The organism is Pseudomonas sp. YQ_6 (assembly GCF_043103245.1).
Classification (GTDB): Bacteria; Pseudomonadota; Gammaproteobacteria; order Pseudomonadales; family Pseudomonadaceae; genus Aquipseudomonas; species Aquipseudomonas alloputida.
Genome location: NZ_JBICJR010000061.1, coordinates 69,796 through 87,168, shown reverse-complemented (window position 1 = coordinate 87,168; position 17,373 = coordinate 69,796). Strand labels below are relative to the sequence as shown.

Sequence of the window (17,373 nt, the reverse complement as noted above, 5' to 3'; positions counted from 1 at the left end):
ATGTCGATCGAAGTTCGTAACGTCAGCAAGCGCTTCAACAGCTTCCAGGCCCTGAACGCTATCAACCTGGACATCAACAGCGGCGAGCTGGTGGCTTTGCTCGGCCCGTCCGGCTGCGGCAAGACCACCCTGCTGCGCATCATTGCCGGCCTGGAAACCCCGGACCAGGGCAACATCGTGTTCCATGGCGAGGACGTTTCCGGCCACGATGTGCGTGACCGTAATGTCGGGTTCGTGTTCCAGCACTACGCGCTATTCCGCCACATGAGCGTGTTCGACAACGTTGCCTTCGGCCTGCGCATGAAGCCCAAGGGCGAGCGCCCGAGCGAGAGCAAGATTGCCGAGAAGGTGCATGAGCTGCTGAATATGGTGCAACTGGACTGGCTGTCCGACCGCTACCCCGAGCAGCTTTCCGGTGGCCAGCGTCAGCGTATCGCCCTGGCCCGCGCCCTGGCGGTGGAGCCGAAGGTGCTGCTGCTGGACGAGCCATTCGGTGCGCTGGATGCCAAGGTGCGCAAGGAGCTGCGTCGCTGGCTGGCGCGGCTGCACGAGGATATCAACCTGACGTCGGTGTTCGTTACCCACGACCAGGAAGAAGCCATGGAAGTAGCCGACCGCATCGTGGTGATGAACAAGGGCGTGATCGAGCAGATCGGCTCGCCGGGTGAGGTGTACGATCAGCCGGCCAACGATTTCGTCTACCACTTCCTTGGTGACTCCAACCGCCTGGCCTTGAGCGAAGGGCATCACGTGCTGTTTCGCCCGCACGAGGTGTCGCTGTCGCGGCACGAGACCGAAGGGCACCATGCGGCCGAGGTGCGCGACATTCGGCCGTTGGGCGCGACCACGCGGGTGACCTTGAAGGTGGAAGGGCAGAGCGAGCTGATCGAGGCCGAGGTGGTGAAAGACCATGACAGCCTGACCGGGTTGGCGCGGGGAGAGACGTTGTTCTTCCGACCGAAGGTTTGGCAGAAGGTGGCGGATATCTGAGTCGCACAAGGAAAAGAGAGCCCGGGCATGGTCCCGGGTTTTTCTTGCCTGAACGTTTGACAGGGCAGCTTTACAGCCTTTTACAAGCGAGTGGCGGTAGCGCACTTGTTATTCCCTATGGATATTAATAAATATCTTCTTATTCCTTTACGAATATTTCGCCCTCCCTATACTTGTCTCCAAGCACGCAAACTTACTGGAGGCGTCCCCATGCGCAATGAGTCGATTCGCTACCTGATTGTGCCGGGTTGGCAAGGATCGCCAGACAACCATTGGCAGAGTCACTGGCAGCGCACCCTGCCCAACAGTGCACGGGTCGAACAGCGAGACTGGCTCACCCCGCAGCGGCAGGACTGGGTGCACGCGCTGGAGCAGGCGATTGCCGCCGAGCGCTCGCCGGTGATCCTGATTGCCCACAGCCTCGGTTGCATCACTGTCGCCCATTGGGCAGCGCAGGCAAGCCCGGCCTTGCTGCGGCAGGTGCGTGGTGCACTGCTGGTGGCGCCGGCAGATGTCGAACGGCCCACTTGCGCACCCGTGCTGCGCAACTTTGCGCCGATCCCTACCGAGGTGCTGCCATTCCCTAGCCAGGTCGTCAGCTCGGACAACGACCCGGCCGTGAACGTGCCACGGGCGCTGTACCTGGCCCAGGCATGGGGCGCCGAAGCGGGTTTGCTGAGCAATGCCGGGCACATCAACGTCAAGTCCGGGCATGAGCGCTGGGAACAAGGCTTCGCCTACCTGTATCGCTTGCAGAGCCGGATCGAGCAGCGCGCACTGCGCCGCGCCTGATCGCCCTTACTGTTCACCCTTTGCCTGACGCCTGGCCATTACGGGCCTGGGGCGGGAGTTCGTCATGACGTTTCAAAACCCGTTCGGCCAGCCGCTGCTGACCTTCCCCGAGCTGGACAAGAGCCCGCTTAGCATTCGTGCCAAGGCGCTGGTGTTCATCGACCCGCGCTCGCAGCAGCTGCGCGAGGACCTTGAGCGCCTGGCGCCACAACCTTTGCCGGTGCTGATCCGTGGCGAAACCGGCACCGGCAAGGAGCTGCTGGCCCGGCAGATCCACCGTACCAGCGACCGTGGAGGGTTGTTCGTGTCCGTCAACTGCGCGGCCATCAGCCCCACCTACGCCGATGCCGAGCTGTTTGGCTATAGCGCCGGCAGCCATGGCGGTACGGCCAGCAGCCGCGCCGGCTGGTTCGGTTCGGCCAGCGGCGGCACCTTGTACCTGGACGAGATTGCCGACTTGCCACTGGCGATCCAGGGCAAGCTGCTGGCGGCCCTGGAAAACCGCGAGGTCACTCGGGTGGGCGCGCAGCAGCCCCAGCCGGTGGATGTGCGTCTGGTAGCCGCCACCAGCATCGACCTGGCCCGTGTGGTGCGTGCAGGGCGCTTCAACGAGCGCCTGTACCAGTATTTGCGCGAGGGGGCGCTGGAGCTGCCGCCGCTGCGCGAGCGGCCGGGCGATATCCTGCCGCTGGCCGAGTACTTCGCGGGCATCTACAGCGTGCGCCTGCAGCGGCCTGTGCCCTTGGTGAGCGAGGCGGCGCAGCGGGTTCTGGAGGGGCATTTCTGGCCCGGCAATACCCGCGAACTGGAGAACGTCATCCACTTTGCCTTGCTGGTCAATGACGGCGAAGAGATCCTGCCAGAAGACCTCGACCTGCCTGACCCCGCGCGTTAGACATCGCTCTTGGGTAAAGAGGCTGATGCCATTCTGTTTTTGGAATAAGCAACTAAGTAAAAGATATTGTTGCGGAATAAAAAATCTGGGTATCGTCCGCCTCACGCCCACTGGTGAACCGGTTGGGCACCCGATTCGCCATCGCCGATGGCCCAGATTCAGAACAAGGACCACCATGAAGAAGACCCTGCTGACCACTGCCCTGGCTGCTGCCCTGTCGTTCTCCGGCCTGGCCGCTGCTGCCGAGAAACTGGTGGTTGCCGCTACCCCGGTACCGCACGCCGAAATCCTCGAATTGATCAAGCCGACCCTGGCAAAAGAAGGCGTGGACCTTCAGATCAAGGTCTTCACCGATTACGTGCAGCCGAACGTGCAGGTGGACCAGAAGCGTCTGGACGCCAACTACTTCCAGACCCTGCCGTACCTGCAAAACTTCAACGAAGGCAAGGGCACCCACCTGGAAACCGTGGTGGGTGTGCACGTAGAGCCCTTCGGTGGCTACTCCAAGAAGGTCAATGCCTTGAGCGAGCTGAAAGAAGGCGCAACCGTTGCCATCCCTAACGAGGGCAGCAACAGCGGCCGTGCGCTGCTGCTGCTGCAGAAGGCCGGCCTGATTACCCTGAAAGACCCAAAGAATGCCCTGGCCACCCCCAAGGACATCGCCGAGAACCCGAAGAAGCTTAAGTTCCGCGAGCTTGAGTCGGCGATGTTGCCCCGTGTGCTGGACCAGGTCGACCTGGACATGATCAACACCAACTATGCCCTGGAAGCTGGCCTGAACCCGGCTAAAGATGCACTGGTGATCGAAGGTGCCGACTCGCCCTACGTGAACTTCCTGGTGGCCCGCCCGGACAACAAGGACAGTGAGGCCATCCAGAAACTGGCCAAGGCCCTGACCAGCCCTGAAGTGAAGGAATTCATTGCCAAGAAGTACCAGGGTGCGGTGCTGCCGGCGTTCTGATGCGCTTGCTTCACCTTGCATGACCCAACGCCGACACCTTTGTGTCGGCGTTTTCATTGCTGGGATCTCTGAAAGCTGGCGCGATCCCTGTGGGAGCGGGTTTACCCGCGAAGAATCCAACGCGGTGCATGGCACCGGCTGCGCCGGTGTTCGCGGCTAAAGCCCCACAGTGCTCGCGCAAACTTTGGGGTTTTGAGCAAGGCAGCCCCTTACGGCCCTGGCACCAATCGCAAGGTACTCTGCGCCGGTATTACCCCCATCTGTGCCTTCTGATACTGCCCCTGCACATACCCTTCGGCCTGGTCCGCGTAATGGCGGTCATACGGCACGCCACTCTGCCCAACCGGGTTGCTGGTCAGCGCCTGCCCGGCATCGACAAAGTCGATCAGCCGCCGCGTCGACGGCCCGTACGTCACCGGCCATGGCGCCGGGCCGATCTTCGCCGAAAGGTTGTTCGGTACTTCATGAGTACCCGGTGCGGCAAACGGCCCAACGTTGAACAGCAGGTTCAGCGGCTTTTTCACCCCAAGCGGATGGTTGTGGGTCAGGGTATGGGCCTTGCCCCATTGCCAGCTGGCTGGGTCCTTGCCGAGGGTGTCGCGCAAGTGGCCAAGGCTCTTCTGCCAGGCTTCGCGCACGATCGAGCTGCGGTCAGTGCGCTGGTTGGCGCCGCGGGTGTTCCACCAGGGCGACTCGGCATCGGCGGCAAGGCGCGGCAGCGCGGCATCGATGGCACGGGTGCTGATCAGCACCGGGAACCAGGTATCGCCCAATTCGTCATGCAACGCGGCATAGGCCAGCTCGTAAAGGAACTGGTTGAACAGCGTGGCGCTGGTTGAGTCCAGTGGATAGTCGCCGCGCCAGGCAGCCAGCTGCTCGACCAGTTCCTTTTCCTCGTCACCCTGGGCGATCTGACGCAACGTCGCTAGCAGCGGTGCCAAGGTGCGCGGGCCGTAATCGCTGGCCGTATCGAGTTGCAGTGCCTGGCTGTTCTGCATGTCCCATTTCACCTCCGGGTTGGCCAGCTGGCGATCAAGCTGGCGGCCGCGGTCGGCGAGGTTGTAGTAGCCGGGTATCGGCACCACTGCGGGTGGCTGGTAGTTGGCCGAGACGATATAACCGCTGGCCGGATTCTCCTGTTGCGGGTTGACGCTGAAGGGGTAAAAGCCGGGTTTGTCGGCCTGGCTGCTGGCGCCGTCGAGGATGAACGCCGGGTTCACACCGTCCGGGCGAATCGGCAGTTTCGCCGCCGCCCACCAGCCGATATCGCCACGGGCATTGGCCCAGACGAAGTTCAGCCCCGGCGCCTGCACCTTGGCAGCCGCTTCGCGCATCTTGCCCAGGGTGTCGGCGCGATTGAGCTGGTAGAAGCCTTCGAGGATCGGGTTCTCGGTTTCGAGGAACGCCCACCACATGGCAATCGGTGTGGCCCCTGCCGTGGCGCCGAGGACTTCGTTGACGATTGGCCCGTGGGGTGAGCGGCGCAGGTTGATGGTGACCGGTTGCTCGCCTTTGATTGCAATCTGCTGCTCGGTCTTTTCCAGTGTGCGCCACTGGCCATCGACCATGACCTGCTCAGCGTTGGCAGGGTTGGTCTTTTCTGCGATCAGGTCGACGTCGTCGTTCTGGAACATGGTCAGGCTCCAGCCGAAGTCACGGTTGTGGCCGAGCAGAGCGAACGGGTTAAGTGCCTGAAAATAGCCGTAGAGGCTGAAGCCGGGCGCTGACAGCTCGGCCTCGTACCACACCGCAGGTACGGCAAAGCTGATGTGCGGGTCGCCGGCCAGCAAGGGTTTGCCGCTGCGGGTGCGGCTACCCGCGACCGCCCAGGCGTTGCTGCCTTCGAACTGCGGGATGCCGGCATCGCCCAGCGCCTCATCGCTTAAGCGCGCAAGTGTTTCCAGGCTTTGCCAGTCGGCAGCGGCCAGTGGCGTGCCCAGAGCGCCCTCGGGTTGCCAGCCAAGGTCGAATATTTTCAGGTAGTCAGGCCCTAGCTGGTCGCGGATGTAGGTCAGAGCAGGCTCGGTGCGGAACGCGGCGGCAAAACTGTAGGCCAGGTAGCCGGCGATGCTCAGCGTGTCCTCGGCGGTGAACGGTCGCGGGGTGATGCCGAGCAGGTCGAATTCCGTGGGCTTGGGGTGGCTGGCCTGCCAACTGTTGACCCCGTCGAGGTAGGCTTGCAGGGCCTGCCATGCCGGCGCCTGCGGATCCTGCCGCTTGGCCATCAGCGCGGCCTGCTCGCGTATGCGCAGGCTACGGAACAGGGTGTCGGTGGGCAGTAGCTTGTCGCCGAGCACTTCGGCCAGCTCGCCACGGGCCAGGCGGCGCATGATTTCCATCTGGAATAATCGGTCCTGGGCATGCACGTAGCCCAGTGCGCGGTAAAGGTCCGGCTCGCTCTGTGCCTGCAGGTGTGGCACGCCGCGTGCGTCGTAGCGCACGCTTACCGGCGCTTGCAGGCCGGCAACGGCGACCTCGCCCTCGCGCTGCGGCAGCTTGCCCTGAACGTACCAGTACCCGGAGGCGCCAGCGGCCACCGTGACTACCACCGCCAGCAGGGTCAGGCTGCGCTTCATTCAGACTCCTTGTGCATTCAAACGAAAAATGTGGTCCGATCATCGGCGGATTCGCGAACAGAGCATAGCCCCAGGAAGGAGTTTCCATGTCCCTCAGCGAAAAACAGAAAATGCTCACTGGCCAGCTCTACCACGCTGGCTGCCCTGAACTGCAGGCCGAGCAGATCGCCAACAAGCACTGGATGCACCGCTACAACAACAGTGTCGAACTGCTCAACGACGCACGCCACGGGCTGCTTGTGGAGCACTTTGGCCAGGTTGGCGAAGGCGCGGTGATTCGCCCGCCTTTCTATTGCGACTATGGCTACAACATCAGCGTTGGCCGTAATACTTTCATGAACTTCAACTGCGTGATCCTCGACGTGGTGCCGGTGCGTATCGGCGACGACTGTCAGATCGGCCCCAACGTGCAGATCTATACCGCCGACCATCCGCTCGATCCTGAAGTGCGACGCAGCGGGCTGGAGAGCGGGCGGCCGGTGACCATCGGCAACAACGTGTGGATTGGTGGCGCGGCGATTATCCTGCCGGGGGTGACCATCGGTGATAATGCCATCGTCGGCGCCGGCAGTGTGGTGACCCGGGATGTGCCCGCGGGCGCGACGGTGGTGGGTAACCCGGCGCGGGTGCGAGGGTGATATGAAAAGCCCTGCGGTGTTGGCCGCAGGGCTTAGGTCAGGCGGGTTTGAAGCCGGGTTTGCCGTTGGCGGCGCGCCAGGCTTTTACGCGGTTGACGACGCCTTGGGGAGAGTCATCGGCATCATCACCTGGATAGTAAATGAGATCAGATCCTAGGGGATTCTCGATGATTTCTTCAAATTTGAGTGCCAAGTCGTCCAAGTGTTGTCCAAGGGCTGCCCCCTTCAAGCCTGAGCGATTTTCAAAAAATTCGCCTACAAAGGCCAGAAACTCGCTCTCTGTGAAGTCTTCGATATGATTCTTGCTGATCATTCGCTTCCCCTCTTGTTGTGGTGGTCGATATGTCGGCGGGGTGTCATTACAACAATATTGTCCAAGTCATAGACAGCGCCGCCTTTGGCTATCTCTTCAACATGGTGCAGCTCGAATGTCGCTCGTTTTCCCACGCGCTCTTGGGCGGGAACACGGGGCGCGATACCTTCGGCCATTCTGAGCCGGTTACTTAATGTGAAGTACTGCCTAAGCTCCGGGTCTGCGGCTACTTCAATCCACAATGCCTCCCGAAGCTTATCAAAGCTGGTAAATCGCCGTCCTGTGAGTCTCTGCGCAATGCGCGAAGGAATAGGCGCCGCCCCATGCTGTGAGAATGCATCCTCCAGGAATTTGTCCTGTGTGAGTTGACCGTTTCCACTGGCAACCCCCGGCAAATTCCGTGGGTTGCGCAGCATCACATAGATCGGCGCCAGTCCCGAGTCTGCCGGGAAGACGATGACGTAGTCATCAATGTGCAGGTCGGGCAACCCGGGGAATGTGCGGATATCCGGTTCCGGAGGAGCGATGATGTTGCCCGGCAGGTGCGTCTGCAGGTCCTCGACAATGGTCGCGCCCGGGATGTAGGTGCCCCTCTCGTCGTCGTACTGGCCCAAGGTCGAGGGCGGCGTTGCGGGGTGCCAAAGCAGCGTGGCACCACCCGGGCCTTCCGCGGTAAAGCGATAGGCGCCGTGAGTGGCATCCCACTGAGCCTGGCGCACACGTAGTCACGCAGCACGCCGCTGCCATCAGTGGCTGCCAGGTACAGCTCGGTCTGGTTGCCTTGCGGGACGGCGTTCATCCGCAGCGGCAGCTCAAGGTTCTGGCCGACCTTGCGGTTTGCCTCCAGGGTCAGGTCCGCACCGGGCGTCATCATGGCCAGCGGGACGGTGACGCCCATGCGCTCGCCATCGCCCAGGCGCGTGGCGTAGAGCATCAGTGACGCATACCGAATGGCCGTCAGTGCAGCGCCCGTCAGCAGGCGCTGTGCAGTCTTGCCAATTGACTCGGCGAGGCTCTCCCAGATCAACTCGAATTCGGCCGTGCCACCGCGCGAGGAACTCAATATCACCGGGTGGCGAGTGCTTGCAGTCCAGGCGTTGAAGGTAATCGGGGTATTGCTGGGTGTGTGACCCGAGAGCGCCGCGAGTACTGCCTGCTCGTCGAAAGCCGCTTGCAGGGCGATGTCCGCCTGGTCTCGCAGCTGCCTGGCAGTCGTTGCATCGGTAGATGACGTACTTGCATGCTCGGCTGCTTGAGCTTGCACCTGAGCTTGCAGGGCGAGCAACTCTGGCCGTCGATCTGCAGAGGTGCCAACTGCTATGACTCGCAGGGCGAAATCGATGCGGTGAGCTTCGACCTCTAACAGGCTATGAAGCCTGCCCCAGGTAGAGTAGGCCTGCACCAGCCGCGCTCGCGCCCTGAGCAGGCCGGAGGTTTCCTGTACCAGTTCGCGGCTGTGCTCCAGTGCCGCTTCCTCGGCAATGTCCTCATGCAGGTGGCGGGTGAAGGCAGTGAGCAAGTCCTGCAGTGCACTGCGCGCTATTTGGAACTCATGGCTGGCAGCAAGGATGCGGACCAGTGCTTGCTCGGTCTGATAGAGCGTTTGATCGATCTTCCGGTTGTTACTTTCTTTTAATCTGGCTGCGGACAACGCACTTCGAAGTCGATGCTGGCGCTGTATCAACTCGCTGCTTTGCTGCTCTAGCAACTTGGCCTCGAACGCGGCCCGGTAGGATGCGAGCCACGCGGTGCGTGGATCTGCTGGCCCGTTGGGGGCGCGGGTGACAGCCAGGAACTCCTGAAAGGAGCGATGCTCCGGGGCTTTGCCATAGAAGCTGTTGGCTTGTTGGCGGGCAGCTTCCAGGCGTGGCCCAAGCTGCGTCTGAAGCTGGCTGATCGCCGCGATTCTTCGCTCGATTGCCTGGACTTCGCTCAGGCCGGCCAGCGAGCCGGCTTGAGCGAGAATGGCCTGGTCGAGATCCTGGTCAAGTGCGGCCTGGCGCTGCTCATGGGCTTGCTTGACCTGCCGCTTGTCGTTTTCGATCTGTGGAATCAGATCGATGACGAGGCTGCCTGGACGGAAGCTGGATACCAGCTGATAAGGTATGCGGTTGTGGCCCCAGAAAACGCCAGGGACGAAGATCGGGCGCGTGCCGTGGACATGGCTATCGGGCAGCTCGGTGAAGCCTTGTGGTGACATACAGTTTCTCCATTGATCTGTATGTCGCTACGGTAAAAATCCTCCCATGGGTCGAAGCTGTAGATATCTATGGGGTACCCACTATCTACCAAGGGCAGTAGCACCCTATTGCCAAGGTATTGGTTGCCTGCACCGGACGGCCTTCAAGCAAGGCCTTGATGATAGGCTCCACGAAACTGTTGCTGGCGTTGCACACCGCACCTTCGCTGTAGGGGCCGAAGTAGGCCAGGTTGCCTTGCCGGTCCCAGATGGCCACGGCCGGAGAGGCAGGCAGGTGCTCGCTGCCGGGCAGGTGGGTGATGGGTTGCAAGCTGCCGATATTGGCCGGTAGCTGGCCGTGGCTGCCGGGCTTTTGCAGCACGTGGAAGGTAACGTCGTGGCCTGCAAACTGGCTGATAAGGTCGCCCAGGTGCTGTTGGTTGCCGACGTTGCATGGGCAGGCCGGGTCCCAGAAATGCACCACGCGGATCGGGCCAGTACCGGCCAGCTCGGCAGGTAGCTGTAACTGGCTGCCGTCGAACAGCGTGGCCTGGTTGTCGAACGGGCGCAGGTAGCGAGCCTGAAAGGCGCTGTAGGCCTGCCAGAGGATTACGGCGCCGACCAACAAGGCGATGACCGTGCACAGCGGTTTGATGATTCGGCTATTCATGAAGAGTCGGTGGCCCTTGTGGAAGCAACTGTCTTGCTCAATTTCTAAAAGCTGGCGCGATCCCCGTGGGAGCGGCCTTGCGTCGCGAAAGGGCCGCGCAGCGGCCCAGGTCTCGGCATCATGCATAGATCGCTGGGGCCGCTTTGCGGCCCTTTCGCGACACAAGGCCGCTCCCACAATTAGTTCGATGCTGGTTGTTCGAGGTGAGCAAGCTTGCCATGGCGCCGGCCAGAGCTGAAGATTCCAGATCAATACTTGCATCAATGTGGATGTACCCGATGCCCCCTGCCTTTCACCCCGACCGCCTGCGCACAAGCCTGGCGCCGTTCACCACTCGCCAGCCACTGTCGGCACAAGCGCAGGACTACCAGCGCTTCTATGGCCTGGACCTGCCGGCACACAGCTGGCTGGGCGGCTTCCAGGCGGCGGGGTTCGACCTGGTCGGGCAGGCCTGGCTACCCGACCAGCCCAGCGCGACGTTGTTCCTGCTGCACGGCTATTACGACCACATGGGCCTCTACCAGCATGTGATTGCGTGGGCACTCAAGCAAGGTTTTGCGGTGATCAGTTGCGACCTGCCCGGCCACGGCCTGTCCAGCGGCGAGCGGGCCAGCATCAATGACTTTGCGGTGTACCAGCAGGTGCTGGAGGCCTTGTTCGAACAGGCGCACACGCTGCAACTGCCGCACCCGTGGCATCTTTGTGGGCAGAGCACGGGGGGGGCGATTGCCGTGGACCATCTGCTGCACCAGGGCGCACGCAGCCCCGTCGATGGCCAGGTCATCCTGCTGGCCCCGCTGGTGCGGCCAAGTTCCTGGCGTTGGTCGAAGTTCAGTTATTGCGTGCTGCGCCACTTCGTCAATGGCATCGAACGGCGCTTCAGTGAGAACACCAACGACCCGGCCTTCCTGCCGTTCCTGGAGGCCGACCCGCTGCAACCGCGTCGCCTGCCAACGGCCTGGGTGGGCGCACTGATTGCCTGGGTCAAACGCATCGAGGCTGCGCCGCGTAGTGCGCGTCGGCCATTGATCGTGCAGGGGGAGGCGGATGGCACGGTGGACTGGCCCCACAACCTCGAAGTGCTCAAGGCCAAGTTTGCCGAGCCACAGATCCTGATGCTGCCCGAAGCCCGTCACCACCTGGCCAACGAGTTGCCGGGCATCCGCCAGCGCTACTTCGACTTCATCGATCAGCGCCTGGGCTGATCACTTCAGGTCGTTGGTGCTCTGGCCAACCGCCAGGCCGGCACGTACAGCGGCCAGGGCCGCCTGGTAGTAAGCCTTGCCCTCGGGCGACTCGGCAAAGGTGGCGAACGCTTCCAGCTCGGCATCGGACAGGTCGCGGTAGACGTACAACAGGGTGTTGTTCAGGTCTTCGCCAATCTGCCCCATCAACCGCTGGCGCTGGCCATCCAGCAGGCTCTGGGCCTGGCCGCCGCTGAACAGGCCGGGGATCATCGAGCTGAGGCTGTCGGCGGCTACACCGGCAATGGCAAGGCTGACTTCGGCGCCGGCTTCCCGCGCAGGCAGGGCTTGGGCCAGGTGGCCGATGATCAGCAGACGATCGTCGCTGGCCTGGATCTTGGGCAGGCCTTTGGCGTTCTTGGCCAGTTCGTCCTTGCGGGTGGCCTTGAGCTCGGCCGCCACCACTTTGCGCCCCAGCGGCGACTGGAAGAAGGCCAGGGCTGGTGCCGGGTCGGCCAGGGTGGCGCGCAGCTTTGCCTGGGCGCGACGGTCCACCGCCTGGGCCTGGAAGCGCTGGTTGCTGTTGTTGACCAGCGCCTGGTACACGGCGGGTGGCAAACTGTTGCGGTAGCGCTCCTGGGCAGCGGTCAGGGCATCGTTGAAGTGGGCGCGCTGGTCGGGCCAGCCGGCAGCCTTGTACAGTTGATTCAGGTTGTCTGCCCAGACAGGCATGGTGCAGATCATCAGCAGAATCAGGGAAAACAGACGGCGCATTCAGGACTCCTGTCGGCAGGTGGCTATTGTCCTTGGCCCGGCGCCGGTTTGTCGAGATATCCGCGTGTTTCTCGGCCAAGTGGCGCTGTGCGGCGACAGGGCGAATGGATATGATGCGCGCCATGCACATATCCCCTGAACACCCGATGCTTGCGGCCGTCGTCGACGATCTGGCCACCCATGGCTGGTCCCAGCAGGCGCAATTTCTGCCTGCCGACCTGGTGCGCGCACTTGCAGCCGAGTGCCGGCGCCGTGATGCCGAAGGCGAACTCAACCCCGCAGGGGTTGGGCGGGGAGCTGCCCAGGAGGTGCGCGAAACCATTCGCGGTGACCAGATCCAGTGGGTCGACCCGGGGCAGGCCGAGGCCTGCGACCAGTACCTGGCGGCCATGGATCAGCTGCGCCTGGCAATCAACCAAGGCCTTTTCCTGGGCCTGGAAGACTTTGAATGCCACTTTGCCCTGTATCCATCGGGGGCGTTCTATCGCCGGCACCTGGACCGCTTCCGCGACGATGACCGGCGCATGGTCTCGGCGGTGCTTTACCTCAATGAAGGCTGGCAACCGCATGACGGTGGCCAGTTGCGCATGTTCCTGGCCAACGGTGTCGAGCACGATGTCGAGCCAGTGGCCGGTTGCCTGGTGGTATTCCTGTCGGGCGAAGTGCCTCACGAAGTACTACCGGCCGGGCGTGAGCGGCTGTCATTGACCGGCTGGTTCAGGCGGCGTGGCAATGACCCGTTCTGATAGGCCCAAGGTGCTGGTGAGCGCCTGCCTGTTGGGGCAGCCAGTTCGCTATGACGGCCGGGCCAGCGGCCATCCCGATTTGTTGCAGCAGTGGCAGGCCGAAGGGCGCGTGGTGCCGTTGTGCCCCGAGGTAGCAGGCGGCTTGCCGACACCGCGGCCGCCAGCGGAGATACCGGGCGGGCAGGGTAGCGCAGTGCTCGATGGCGACACGCAGGTGCTGACAGTGACGGGCGAAGATGTCAGTGCCGAGTTTCTGGCCGGGGCGCGGCTGGCGCTGGAGCTGGTGCGCCGGCATGGCATCCGCGTGGCGGTGCTGAAGTCTGGCAGCCCTTCGTGTGGCAACCGGTTGACCTATGACGGCACCTTCAGTGGTGTGAAAGTGGCGGGGGAAGGGGTAACCACGGCGCTGCTGCGGCGGGCGGGGGTGCAGGTGTTCAGCGAGCTGGAACTGGACCAGGCGCAGCGGGCTTTGGCTGATATATCTGTTTGAACCTGTACCGGCCCTTTCGCGGGTGAACCCGCTCCTACAGGGACCGCACTGTACCCAAGGCCTGTAGGAGCGGGTTTACCCGCGAAGAGGCCGGTACAGGTTGCAAAGAAGACCTCACTGCGCAGCAGTCTCCTGCACACCCTTGAACCACTTCTGCTCAAGCTCGGCAGTCCGGCCACTGTCTTTCAAACGCTGCAACGCATTGTTTACGGCACTTTCAAAAGCCGGGTTATCCTTCTGAAACGGGATCACCAGCTTCTTCTCGCCAATCGGCAGGCTCACATCGAGCGGGCCGTCGCCTGTGAGCGATTCACTCGACGGAGCGAATGCGATGTCGTACTTGCCACTCTCGACACCCGCCAGCACTTCGGTCGCCGGGGCTTCGACGAACTCGGCGCGCAAGTCCAGTTCCTTGGCCAGGGCCTGGCCAAATTCGATGTCGAAACCTGTCAGGTGGTCGTCTTGTTTGAAGGCGTATGGCGAGTTCTCGGCCTGTACGGCAATGCGCAGTTCGCCCCGGTCGGCGATTTCGTCGATCAGCTCCGCCTGAGCCAATGGACTGATCAGTACTGCCAGCAGTACCCCTATGGTCGAACGCATGTATGCCCCTTTTCTTTTAGCAGTTTGAAATCGATCGCCACGGCTTTCTTCCTCGCCGTGATCGAGCGCAGCCTATGACCTTCAAGCCTCGGCATTGTTTAACCCTGACGGAAATATTTCTGTCAGGCAATGTGAACACCTTGGCGGTTATTTCAACTAAGGTGAACTACCGCCGCTTTTGGATGACAGGCTGCGGTCAATAAGTGAACCACAGGAGAAGTGAATGAACAGCCTATTTTCGCGTGCTGCCGTTGCCGGTCTGCTGATGGGGGCGTCGGTGTTCGCCAGTGCCGCAGACGCCCTGAAGAGCCAGGAGCCGCCCAAGGAGGCGAAGGTCTTCATCGTTTCCCCCGCCGATGGTGCCACGGTCGACAAGACCTTCACCGTCAAGTTCGGTATCGAGGGTATGGGCCTCAAACCTGCGGGTGACCAAACCCCGCACACCGGGCACCACCATCTGCTGGTGGATGTCGACAAAGAGCCGGTTGCTGACATGCCACTGCCAACCAGCCTGATGCCAGAGGCCGGCGTCGCACTGCCGGCGGGGCCGCAAGTACTGCACTTCGGCAAGGCACAGACCGAAACCAGCATTACCCTGACCCCGGGCAAGCACACCCTGCAACTGATTCTGGGTGACCAGTATCATGTGCCGTTCAAGCCTAGCGTCGAGTCGAAGAAGATCACGGTTGAAGTGAAATAAAAAAGGGAGGCCACCAGGGCCTCCCTTTTTCATACCGCCAGCGACCTTAGAAGAGGACGCGCGAACGGATGGTGCCTTTGACCTGTTGCAGTTTTTCCTGCGCCAGGTCCGAGTACTCGGCGTCAACGTCGATTACCACGTAACCGACTTTCTCGTTGGTCTGCAGGAACTGACCGGAGATGTTGATACCGTTCTCGGCGAAGACCTTGTTGATCTCGCTGAGCACGCCCGGGATGTTTTCGTGAATGTGCAGCAGACGGTGTTTGCCTGGGTGTGCTGGCAGGGCCACTTCCGGGAAGTTGACCGAGGACACCGAAGTACCGTTGTCGCTGTACTTGACCAGTTTCTCGGCCACTTCCAGGCCGATGTTGGCCTGGGCTTCGGCGGTGGAACCACCAATGTGCGGCGTCAGGATCACGTTGTCGAGGCCGCGCAGCGGGCTTTCGAACTCTTCGTCGTTGGAGCGTGGCTCGACCGGGAACACGTCGATGGCGGCGCCGATCAGGTGCTTGTCCTTGATGGCAGCGGCCAGGTGGTCCAGCTCGACCACGGTGCCACGGGCGGCGTTGATCAGGATCGCGCCCTTCTTCATCGAGCGGATTTCCTTCTCGCCGATCATCCACTGGGTGGATGGCAGCTCAGGCACGTGCAGCGAGACGATGTCAGCCAGGCCCAGCAGCTCGTTCAGGCTGGTGACCTGCACGGCGTTGCCCAGTGGCAGCTTGGTCAGCGGGTCGAAGAAGTACACCTGCATGCCCATGTTCTCAGCCAGTACCGAAAGCTGGGTACCAATCGAGCCGTAGCCGACGATGCCCAGTTTCTTGCCGCGGATTTCGAACGAGTTGGCCGCGCTCTTGATCCAGCCACCACGGTGGCAGGAGGCGTTCTTCTCAGGGATGCCGCGCAGCAGCAGGATGGCTTCGGCCAGTACCAGCTCGGCCACCGAACGGGTGTTGGAGTATGGCGCGTTGAACACGGCGATACCGCGCTCGCGGGCAGCTTCCAGGTCAACCTGGTTGGTACCGATGCAGAAGCAGCCAACAGCGACCAGTTTCTTGGCGCAGTCGAAGATCTCTTCGGTGAGCTGGGTACGCGAACGGATGCCGATGAAGTGGGCATCGGCGATCTTTTCCTTCAGCTCGGCTTCCGGCAACGAACCAGTGAGGTATTCGATGTTGGTGTAGCCGGCGGCCTTGAGGGTATCGACCGCGTTCTGGTGCACACCTTCAAGAAGAAGGAACCGGATCTTGCTCTTGTCGAGAGAAGTCTTGCTCATCTGCGTAAACCTGTATCCCGGAGATAAATTGGCGAGGGGTGATGCCAGGCGCGAGGGCAGCCTTAGCATGAACAGCGGGAGGGCTATGCTAGCATACGCGACACAATCTGAGCTTATCCCGACAGGTGAAGAGTGCTCAGGGTGACCATGAATAAGTCGAGAGTTCCAGCGATGACCCATCCCGCTGTTATTGAAGAACTGATGACCCTTGTCGACCCTGGCAAGGTCCTGACTGACCCGGTTTCCCTCGAAGCGTATGGCAAGGACTGGACCAAGCATTACCCGCCTGCGCCCAGCGCCATCGTCTTTCCCAAAACGGTAGAACAGGTGCAAGCCATTGTGCACTGGGCCAATGCGCACAAGGTGGCGCTGGTGCCCTCTGGCGGGCGCACCGGGCTTTCTGCCGGCGCCGTGGCGGCCAATGGCGAGGTTGTCGTCGCCTTCGACTACATGAACCAGATCCTTGGCTTCAATGCTTTCGACCGTACTGTGGTTTGCCAGCCAGGGGTCGTCACCCGCCAGCTGCAAACCTACGCCGAAGAGCAAGGCCTTTATTACCCGGTGGACTTCGCTTCCAGCGGTTCCAGCCAGATTGGCGGCAATATCGGTACCAATGCCGGCGGGATCAAGGTGATTCGTTACGGTATGACCCGCAATTGGGTGGCCGGACTGAAAGTGATCACCGGCAAGGGCGAGTTGCTGGAGCTGAACAAAGACCTGATCAAGAACGCCACCGGCTACGACCTGCGCCAGCTGTTCATCGGTGCCGAGGGCACGTTGGGCTTCGTTGTCGAGGCCACCATGCGCCTGGACCGCGCACCGCGCAACCTCACCGCCATGGTGCTGGGCACACCGGACTTCGACTCGATCATGCCGGTGCTGCACGCCTTCCAGGGCAAACTGGACCTGACCGCTTTCGAGTTCTTCTCCGACAAGGGGTTGGCCAAGATCCTCGCCCGCGGCGATGTGCCTGCGCCCTTCGCGACGGATTGCCCGTTCTATGCGCTGCTGGAGTTCGAGGCCAGCACTGAAGACGTGGCCAACGAAGCATTGGCTACCTTCGAGCATTGCGTCGAGCAGGGTTGGGTGCTGGATGGGGTGATGAGCCAGAGCGAAACCCAGCTGAAAAACCTGTGGAAGCTGCGCGAGTACCTGTCGGAAACCATCTCGCACTGGACACCGTACAAGAACGACATTTCCGTCACCGTCTCGAAAGTGCCTGCGTTCCTGCGCGACATCGACGCCATCGTCTCAGCGCATTACCCGGACTATGAAGTGGTGTGGTACGGCCATATTGGTGACGGCAACCTGCACCTGAACATCCTCAAGCCTGAGCATATGAGCAAGGACGACTTCTTCGCTTCGTGTGCCAAGGTCAACAAGTGGGTGTTCGAGATCGTCGAGCGTTACAACGGGTCGATTTCTGCCGAGCATGGCGTGGGCATGACCAAGCGTGACTACCTGGGCTACAGCCGCTCCCCCGAAGAAATCGCCTGCATGAAGGCAATAAAGGCCGTGTTCGACCCTAACGGCATCATGAATCCGGGTAAGATCTTCGCACCTGAATAAAAAGCAGTATCCAGAAGGAG

At 61.8% G+C, this 17,373-nt stretch carries 19 protein-coding genes and 1 pseudogene; 12 read left to right on the top strand and 8 right to left on the bottom strand.

The window, feature by feature from the left end:
* The 4 genes from ACF8FG_RS21020 (at position 1) to ACF8FG_RS21005 (ending at position 3,638) form a co-directional block, all read left to right on the top strand.
* Positions 1-990 (top strand): sulfate/molybdate ABC transporter ATP-binding protein, encoded by a 990-nt coding sequence (locus ACF8FG_RS21020; protein ID WP_003248965.1) that lies wholly within the window; start codon positions 1-3, stop codon positions 988-990.
* 210 nt (positions 991-1,200) lie between these two features.
* Positions 1,201-1,782, top strand: coding sequence for an alpha/beta hydrolase (locus tag ACF8FG_RS21015; RefSeq protein ID WP_014592774.1), 582 nt, complete (start codon positions 1,201-1,203; stop codon positions 1,780-1,782).
* Positions 1,783-1,846: 64 nt separating this feature from the next.
* Positions 1,847-2,677 carry a sigma 54-interacting transcriptional regulator gene (locus tag ACF8FG_RS21010; RefSeq protein ID WP_010955696.1) on the top strand — a complete coding sequence of 277 codons (831 nt, stop codon included), beginning with the start codon at positions 1,847-1,849 and terminating at the stop codon, positions 2,675-2,677.
* A gap of 175 nt (positions 2,678-2,852) precedes the next feature.
* Positions 2,853-3,638, top strand: a complete 786-nt coding sequence (locus ACF8FG_RS21005; protein WP_014592773.1) for a MetQ/NlpA family ABC transporter substrate-binding protein — start codon at positions 2,853-2,855, stop codon at positions 3,636-3,638.
* Between the two features lie 209 nt (positions 3,639-3,847).
* Here ACF8FG_RS21005 and ACF8FG_RS21000 read toward each other — a convergent pair whose 3' ends face one another.
* A complete protein-coding gene (locus ACF8FG_RS21000) occupies positions 3,848-6,214 on the bottom strand; it encodes a penicillin acylase family protein (protein ID WP_135198814.1) in 2,367 nt (788 codons plus the stop codon).
* Positions 6,215-6,300: 86 nt separating this feature from the next.
* Between ACF8FG_RS21000 and ACF8FG_RS20995 the strand changes: the two genes are divergently transcribed.
* Positions 6,301-6,852: a sugar O-acetyltransferase gene (locus ACF8FG_RS20995; protein ID WP_076402360.1), complete on the top strand. Its 552-nt coding sequence runs from the start codon at positions 6,301-6,303 to the stop codon at positions 6,850-6,852.
* Between the two features lie 37 nt (positions 6,853-6,889).
* Here the strand turns inward: ACF8FG_RS20995 and ACF8FG_RS20990 are convergent, their stop codons facing one another.
* The 3 genes and pseudogenes from ACF8FG_RS20990 to ACF8FG_RS20980 form a co-directional block, all read right to left on the bottom strand.
* Positions 6,890-7,165 (bottom strand): bacteriocin immunity protein, encoded by a 276-nt coding sequence (locus tag ACF8FG_RS20990; RefSeq protein WP_014592770.1) that lies wholly within the window; start codon positions 7,163-7,165, stop codon positions 6,890-6,892.
* Positions 7,162-7,581 (bottom strand): HNH endonuclease, encoded by a 420-nt coding sequence (locus tag ACF8FG_RS20985; protein ID WP_080557835.1) that lies wholly within the window; start codon positions 7,579-7,581, stop codon positions 7,162-7,164. Before ACF8FG_RS20985 ends, ACF8FG_RS20990 begins: the two co-directional genes overlap by 4 nt.
* A 57-nt stretch (positions 7,582-7,638) precedes the next feature.
* Positions 7,639-7,884 (bottom strand): annotated as a pseudogene (locus tag ACF8FG_RS20980) (S-type pyocin domain-containing protein); the annotation flags it as partial.
* Between the two features lie 521 nt (positions 7,885-8,405).
* Here ACF8FG_RS20980 and ACF8FG_RS20975 point away from each other — a divergent pair.
* Both ACF8FG_RS20975 and ACF8FG_RS20970 read left to right on the top strand, forming a co-directional pair.
* Positions 8,406-8,528, top strand: coding sequence for a hypothetical protein (locus tag ACF8FG_RS20975; protein ID WP_023390420.1), 123 nt, complete (start codon positions 8,406-8,408; stop codon positions 8,526-8,528).
* Between the two features lie 480 nt (positions 8,529-9,008).
* The gene (locus tag ACF8FG_RS20970; RefSeq protein WP_392519176.1) at positions 9,009-9,362 is read left to right on the top strand and encodes a hypothetical protein; all 354 of its coding nucleotides are present in this window, start codon (positions 9,009-9,011) and stop codon (positions 9,360-9,362) included.
* 88 nt (positions 9,363-9,450) lie between these two features.
* On the opposite strand, the gene ACF8FG_RS20965 is transcribed toward ACF8FG_RS20970, so the two are convergent.
* Complete coding sequence (locus tag ACF8FG_RS20965) at positions 9,451-10,014, bottom strand: DUF6436 domain-containing protein (RefSeq protein ID WP_014592768.1); 564 nt, start codon at positions 10,012-10,014, stop codon at positions 9,451-9,453.
* Between the two features lie 278 nt (positions 10,015-10,292).
* Here ACF8FG_RS20965 and ACF8FG_RS20960 point away from each other — a divergent pair, with 278 nt between their 5' ends.
* Positions 10,293-11,219, top strand: a complete 927-nt coding sequence (locus tag ACF8FG_RS20960) for an alpha/beta hydrolase (protein ID WP_014592767.1) — start codon at positions 10,293-10,295, stop codon at positions 11,217-11,219.
* Here the strand turns inward: ACF8FG_RS20960 and ACF8FG_RS20955 are convergent, their stop codons facing one another.
* Positions 11,220-11,972: a DUF2059 domain-containing protein gene (locus tag ACF8FG_RS20955; protein WP_014592766.1), complete on the bottom strand. Its 753-nt coding sequence runs from the start codon at positions 11,970-11,972 to the stop codon at positions 11,220-11,222.
* A gap of 113 nt (positions 11,973-12,085) precedes the next feature.
* Here ACF8FG_RS20955 and ACF8FG_RS20950 point away from each other — a divergent pair, with 113 nt between their 5' ends.
* Both ACF8FG_RS20950 and ACF8FG_RS20945 read left to right on the top strand, forming a co-directional pair.
* The gene (locus ACF8FG_RS20950) at positions 12,086-12,718 is read left to right on the top strand and encodes a 2OG-Fe(II) oxygenase (RefSeq protein ID WP_014592765.1); all 633 of its coding nucleotides are present in this window, start codon (positions 12,086-12,088) and stop codon (positions 12,716-12,718) included.
* The gene (locus ACF8FG_RS20945) at positions 12,705-13,208 is read left to right on the top strand and encodes a DUF523 domain-containing protein (RefSeq protein WP_019439115.1); all 504 of its coding nucleotides are present in this window, start codon (positions 12,705-12,707) and stop codon (positions 13,206-13,208) included. Before ACF8FG_RS20950 ends, ACF8FG_RS20945 begins: the two co-directional genes overlap by 14 nt.
* A 114-nt stretch (positions 13,209-13,322) precedes the next feature.
* Here ACF8FG_RS20945 and ACF8FG_RS20940 read toward each other — a convergent pair whose 3' ends face one another.
* Complete coding sequence (locus ACF8FG_RS20940) at positions 13,323-13,808, bottom strand: transporter substrate-binding domain-containing protein (protein WP_014592763.1); 486 nt, start codon at positions 13,806-13,808, stop codon at positions 13,323-13,325.
* Between the two features lie 223 nt (positions 13,809-14,031).
* Between ACF8FG_RS20940 and ACF8FG_RS20935 the strand changes: the two genes are divergently transcribed.
* The gene (locus ACF8FG_RS20935) at positions 14,032-14,508 is read left to right on the top strand and encodes a DUF4399 domain-containing protein (RefSeq protein ID WP_014592762.1); all 477 of its coding nucleotides are present in this window, start codon (positions 14,032-14,034) and stop codon (positions 14,506-14,508) included.
* Between the two features lie 46 nt (positions 14,509-14,554).
* Here the strand turns inward: ACF8FG_RS20935 and serA are convergent, their stop codons facing one another.
* Entirely contained in the window at positions 14,555-15,784 is a 1,230-nt protein-coding gene (gene serA, locus ACF8FG_RS20930) for a phosphoglycerate dehydrogenase (RefSeq protein ID WP_014592761.1), read from the bottom strand.
* Between the two features lie 171 nt (positions 15,785-15,955).
* Here serA and ACF8FG_RS20925 point away from each other — a divergent pair, with 171 nt between their 5' ends.
* Positions 15,956-17,353, top strand: coding sequence for an FAD-binding oxidoreductase (locus tag ACF8FG_RS20925; protein ID WP_019439116.1), 1,398 nt, complete (start codon positions 15,956-15,958; stop codon positions 17,351-17,353).
* Positions 17,354-17,373: the final 20 nt, after the last annotated feature.

Bases quoted from the DNA above. Each gene is read 5' to 3' on its own strand.
- ACF8FG_RS21015 (WP_014592774.1), top strand. From the start codon at position 1,201: ATGCGCAATGAGTCGATTCGCTACCTGATTGTGCCGGGTTGGCAAGGA.
- ACF8FG_RS20985 (WP_080557835.1), bottom strand. From the start codon at position 7,581: ATGCTGCGCAACCCACGGAATTTGCCGGGGGTTGCCAGTGGAAACGGT.
- ACF8FG_RS20975 (WP_023390420.1), top strand. From the start codon at position 8,406: ATGCTCGGCTGCTTGAGCTTGCACCTGAGCTTGCAGGGCGAGCAACTC.
- ACF8FG_RS20960 (WP_014592767.1), top strand. From the start codon at position 10,293: ATGCCCCCTGCCTTTCACCCCGACCGCCTGCGCACAAGCCTGGCGCCG.
- ACF8FG_RS20950 (WP_014592765.1), top strand. From the start codon at position 12,086: ATGCGCGCCATGCACATATCCCCTGAACACCCGATGCTTGCGGCCGTC.
- ACF8FG_RS21020 (WP_003248965.1), top strand. From the start codon at position 1: ATGTCGATCGAAGTTCGTAACGTCAGCAAGCGCTTCAACAGCTTCCAG.
- ACF8FG_RS20940 (WP_014592763.1), bottom strand. From the start codon at position 13,808: ATGCGTTCGACCATAGGGGTACTGCTGGCAGTACTGATCAGTCCATTG.
- serA (WP_014592761.1), bottom strand. From the start codon at position 15,784: ATGAGCAAGACTTCTCTCGACAAGAGCAAGATCCGGTTCCTTCTTCTT.
- ACF8FG_RS21010 (WP_010955696.1), top strand. From the start codon at position 1,847: ATGACGTTTCAAAACCCGTTCGGCCAGCCGCTGCTGACCTTCCCCGAG.
- ACF8FG_RS20965 (WP_014592768.1), bottom strand. From the start codon at position 10,014: ATGAATAGCCGAATCATCAAACCGCTGTGCACGGTCATCGCCTTGTTG.
- ACF8FG_RS20990 (WP_014592770.1), bottom strand. From the start codon at position 7,165: ATGATCAGCAAGAATCATATCGAAGACTTCACAGAGAGCGAGTTTCTG.
- ACF8FG_RS20995 (WP_076402360.1), top strand. From the start codon at position 6,301: ATGTCCCTCAGCGAAAAACAGAAAATGCTCACTGGCCAGCTCTACCAC.
- ACF8FG_RS20925 (WP_019439116.1), top strand. From the start codon at position 15,956: ATGACCCATCCCGCTGTTATTGAAGAACTGATGACCCTTGTCGACCCT.
- ACF8FG_RS21000 (WP_135198814.1), bottom strand. From the start codon at position 6,214: ATGAAGCGCAGCCTGACCCTGCTGGCGGTGGTAGTCACGGTGGCCGCT.
- ACF8FG_RS20945 (WP_019439115.1), top strand. From the start codon at position 12,705: ATGACCCGTTCTGATAGGCCCAAGGTGCTGGTGAGCGCCTGCCTGTTG.
- ACF8FG_RS20935 (WP_014592762.1), top strand. From the start codon at position 14,032: ATGAACAGCCTATTTTCGCGTGCTGCCGTTGCCGGTCTGCTGATGGGG.
- ACF8FG_RS20955 (WP_014592766.1), bottom strand. From the start codon at position 11,972: ATGCGCCGTCTGTTTTCCCTGATTCTGCTGATGATCTGCACCATGCCT.
- ACF8FG_RS21005 (WP_014592773.1), top strand. From the start codon at position 2,853: ATGAAGAAGACCCTGCTGACCACTGCCCTGGCTGCTGCCCTGTCGTTC.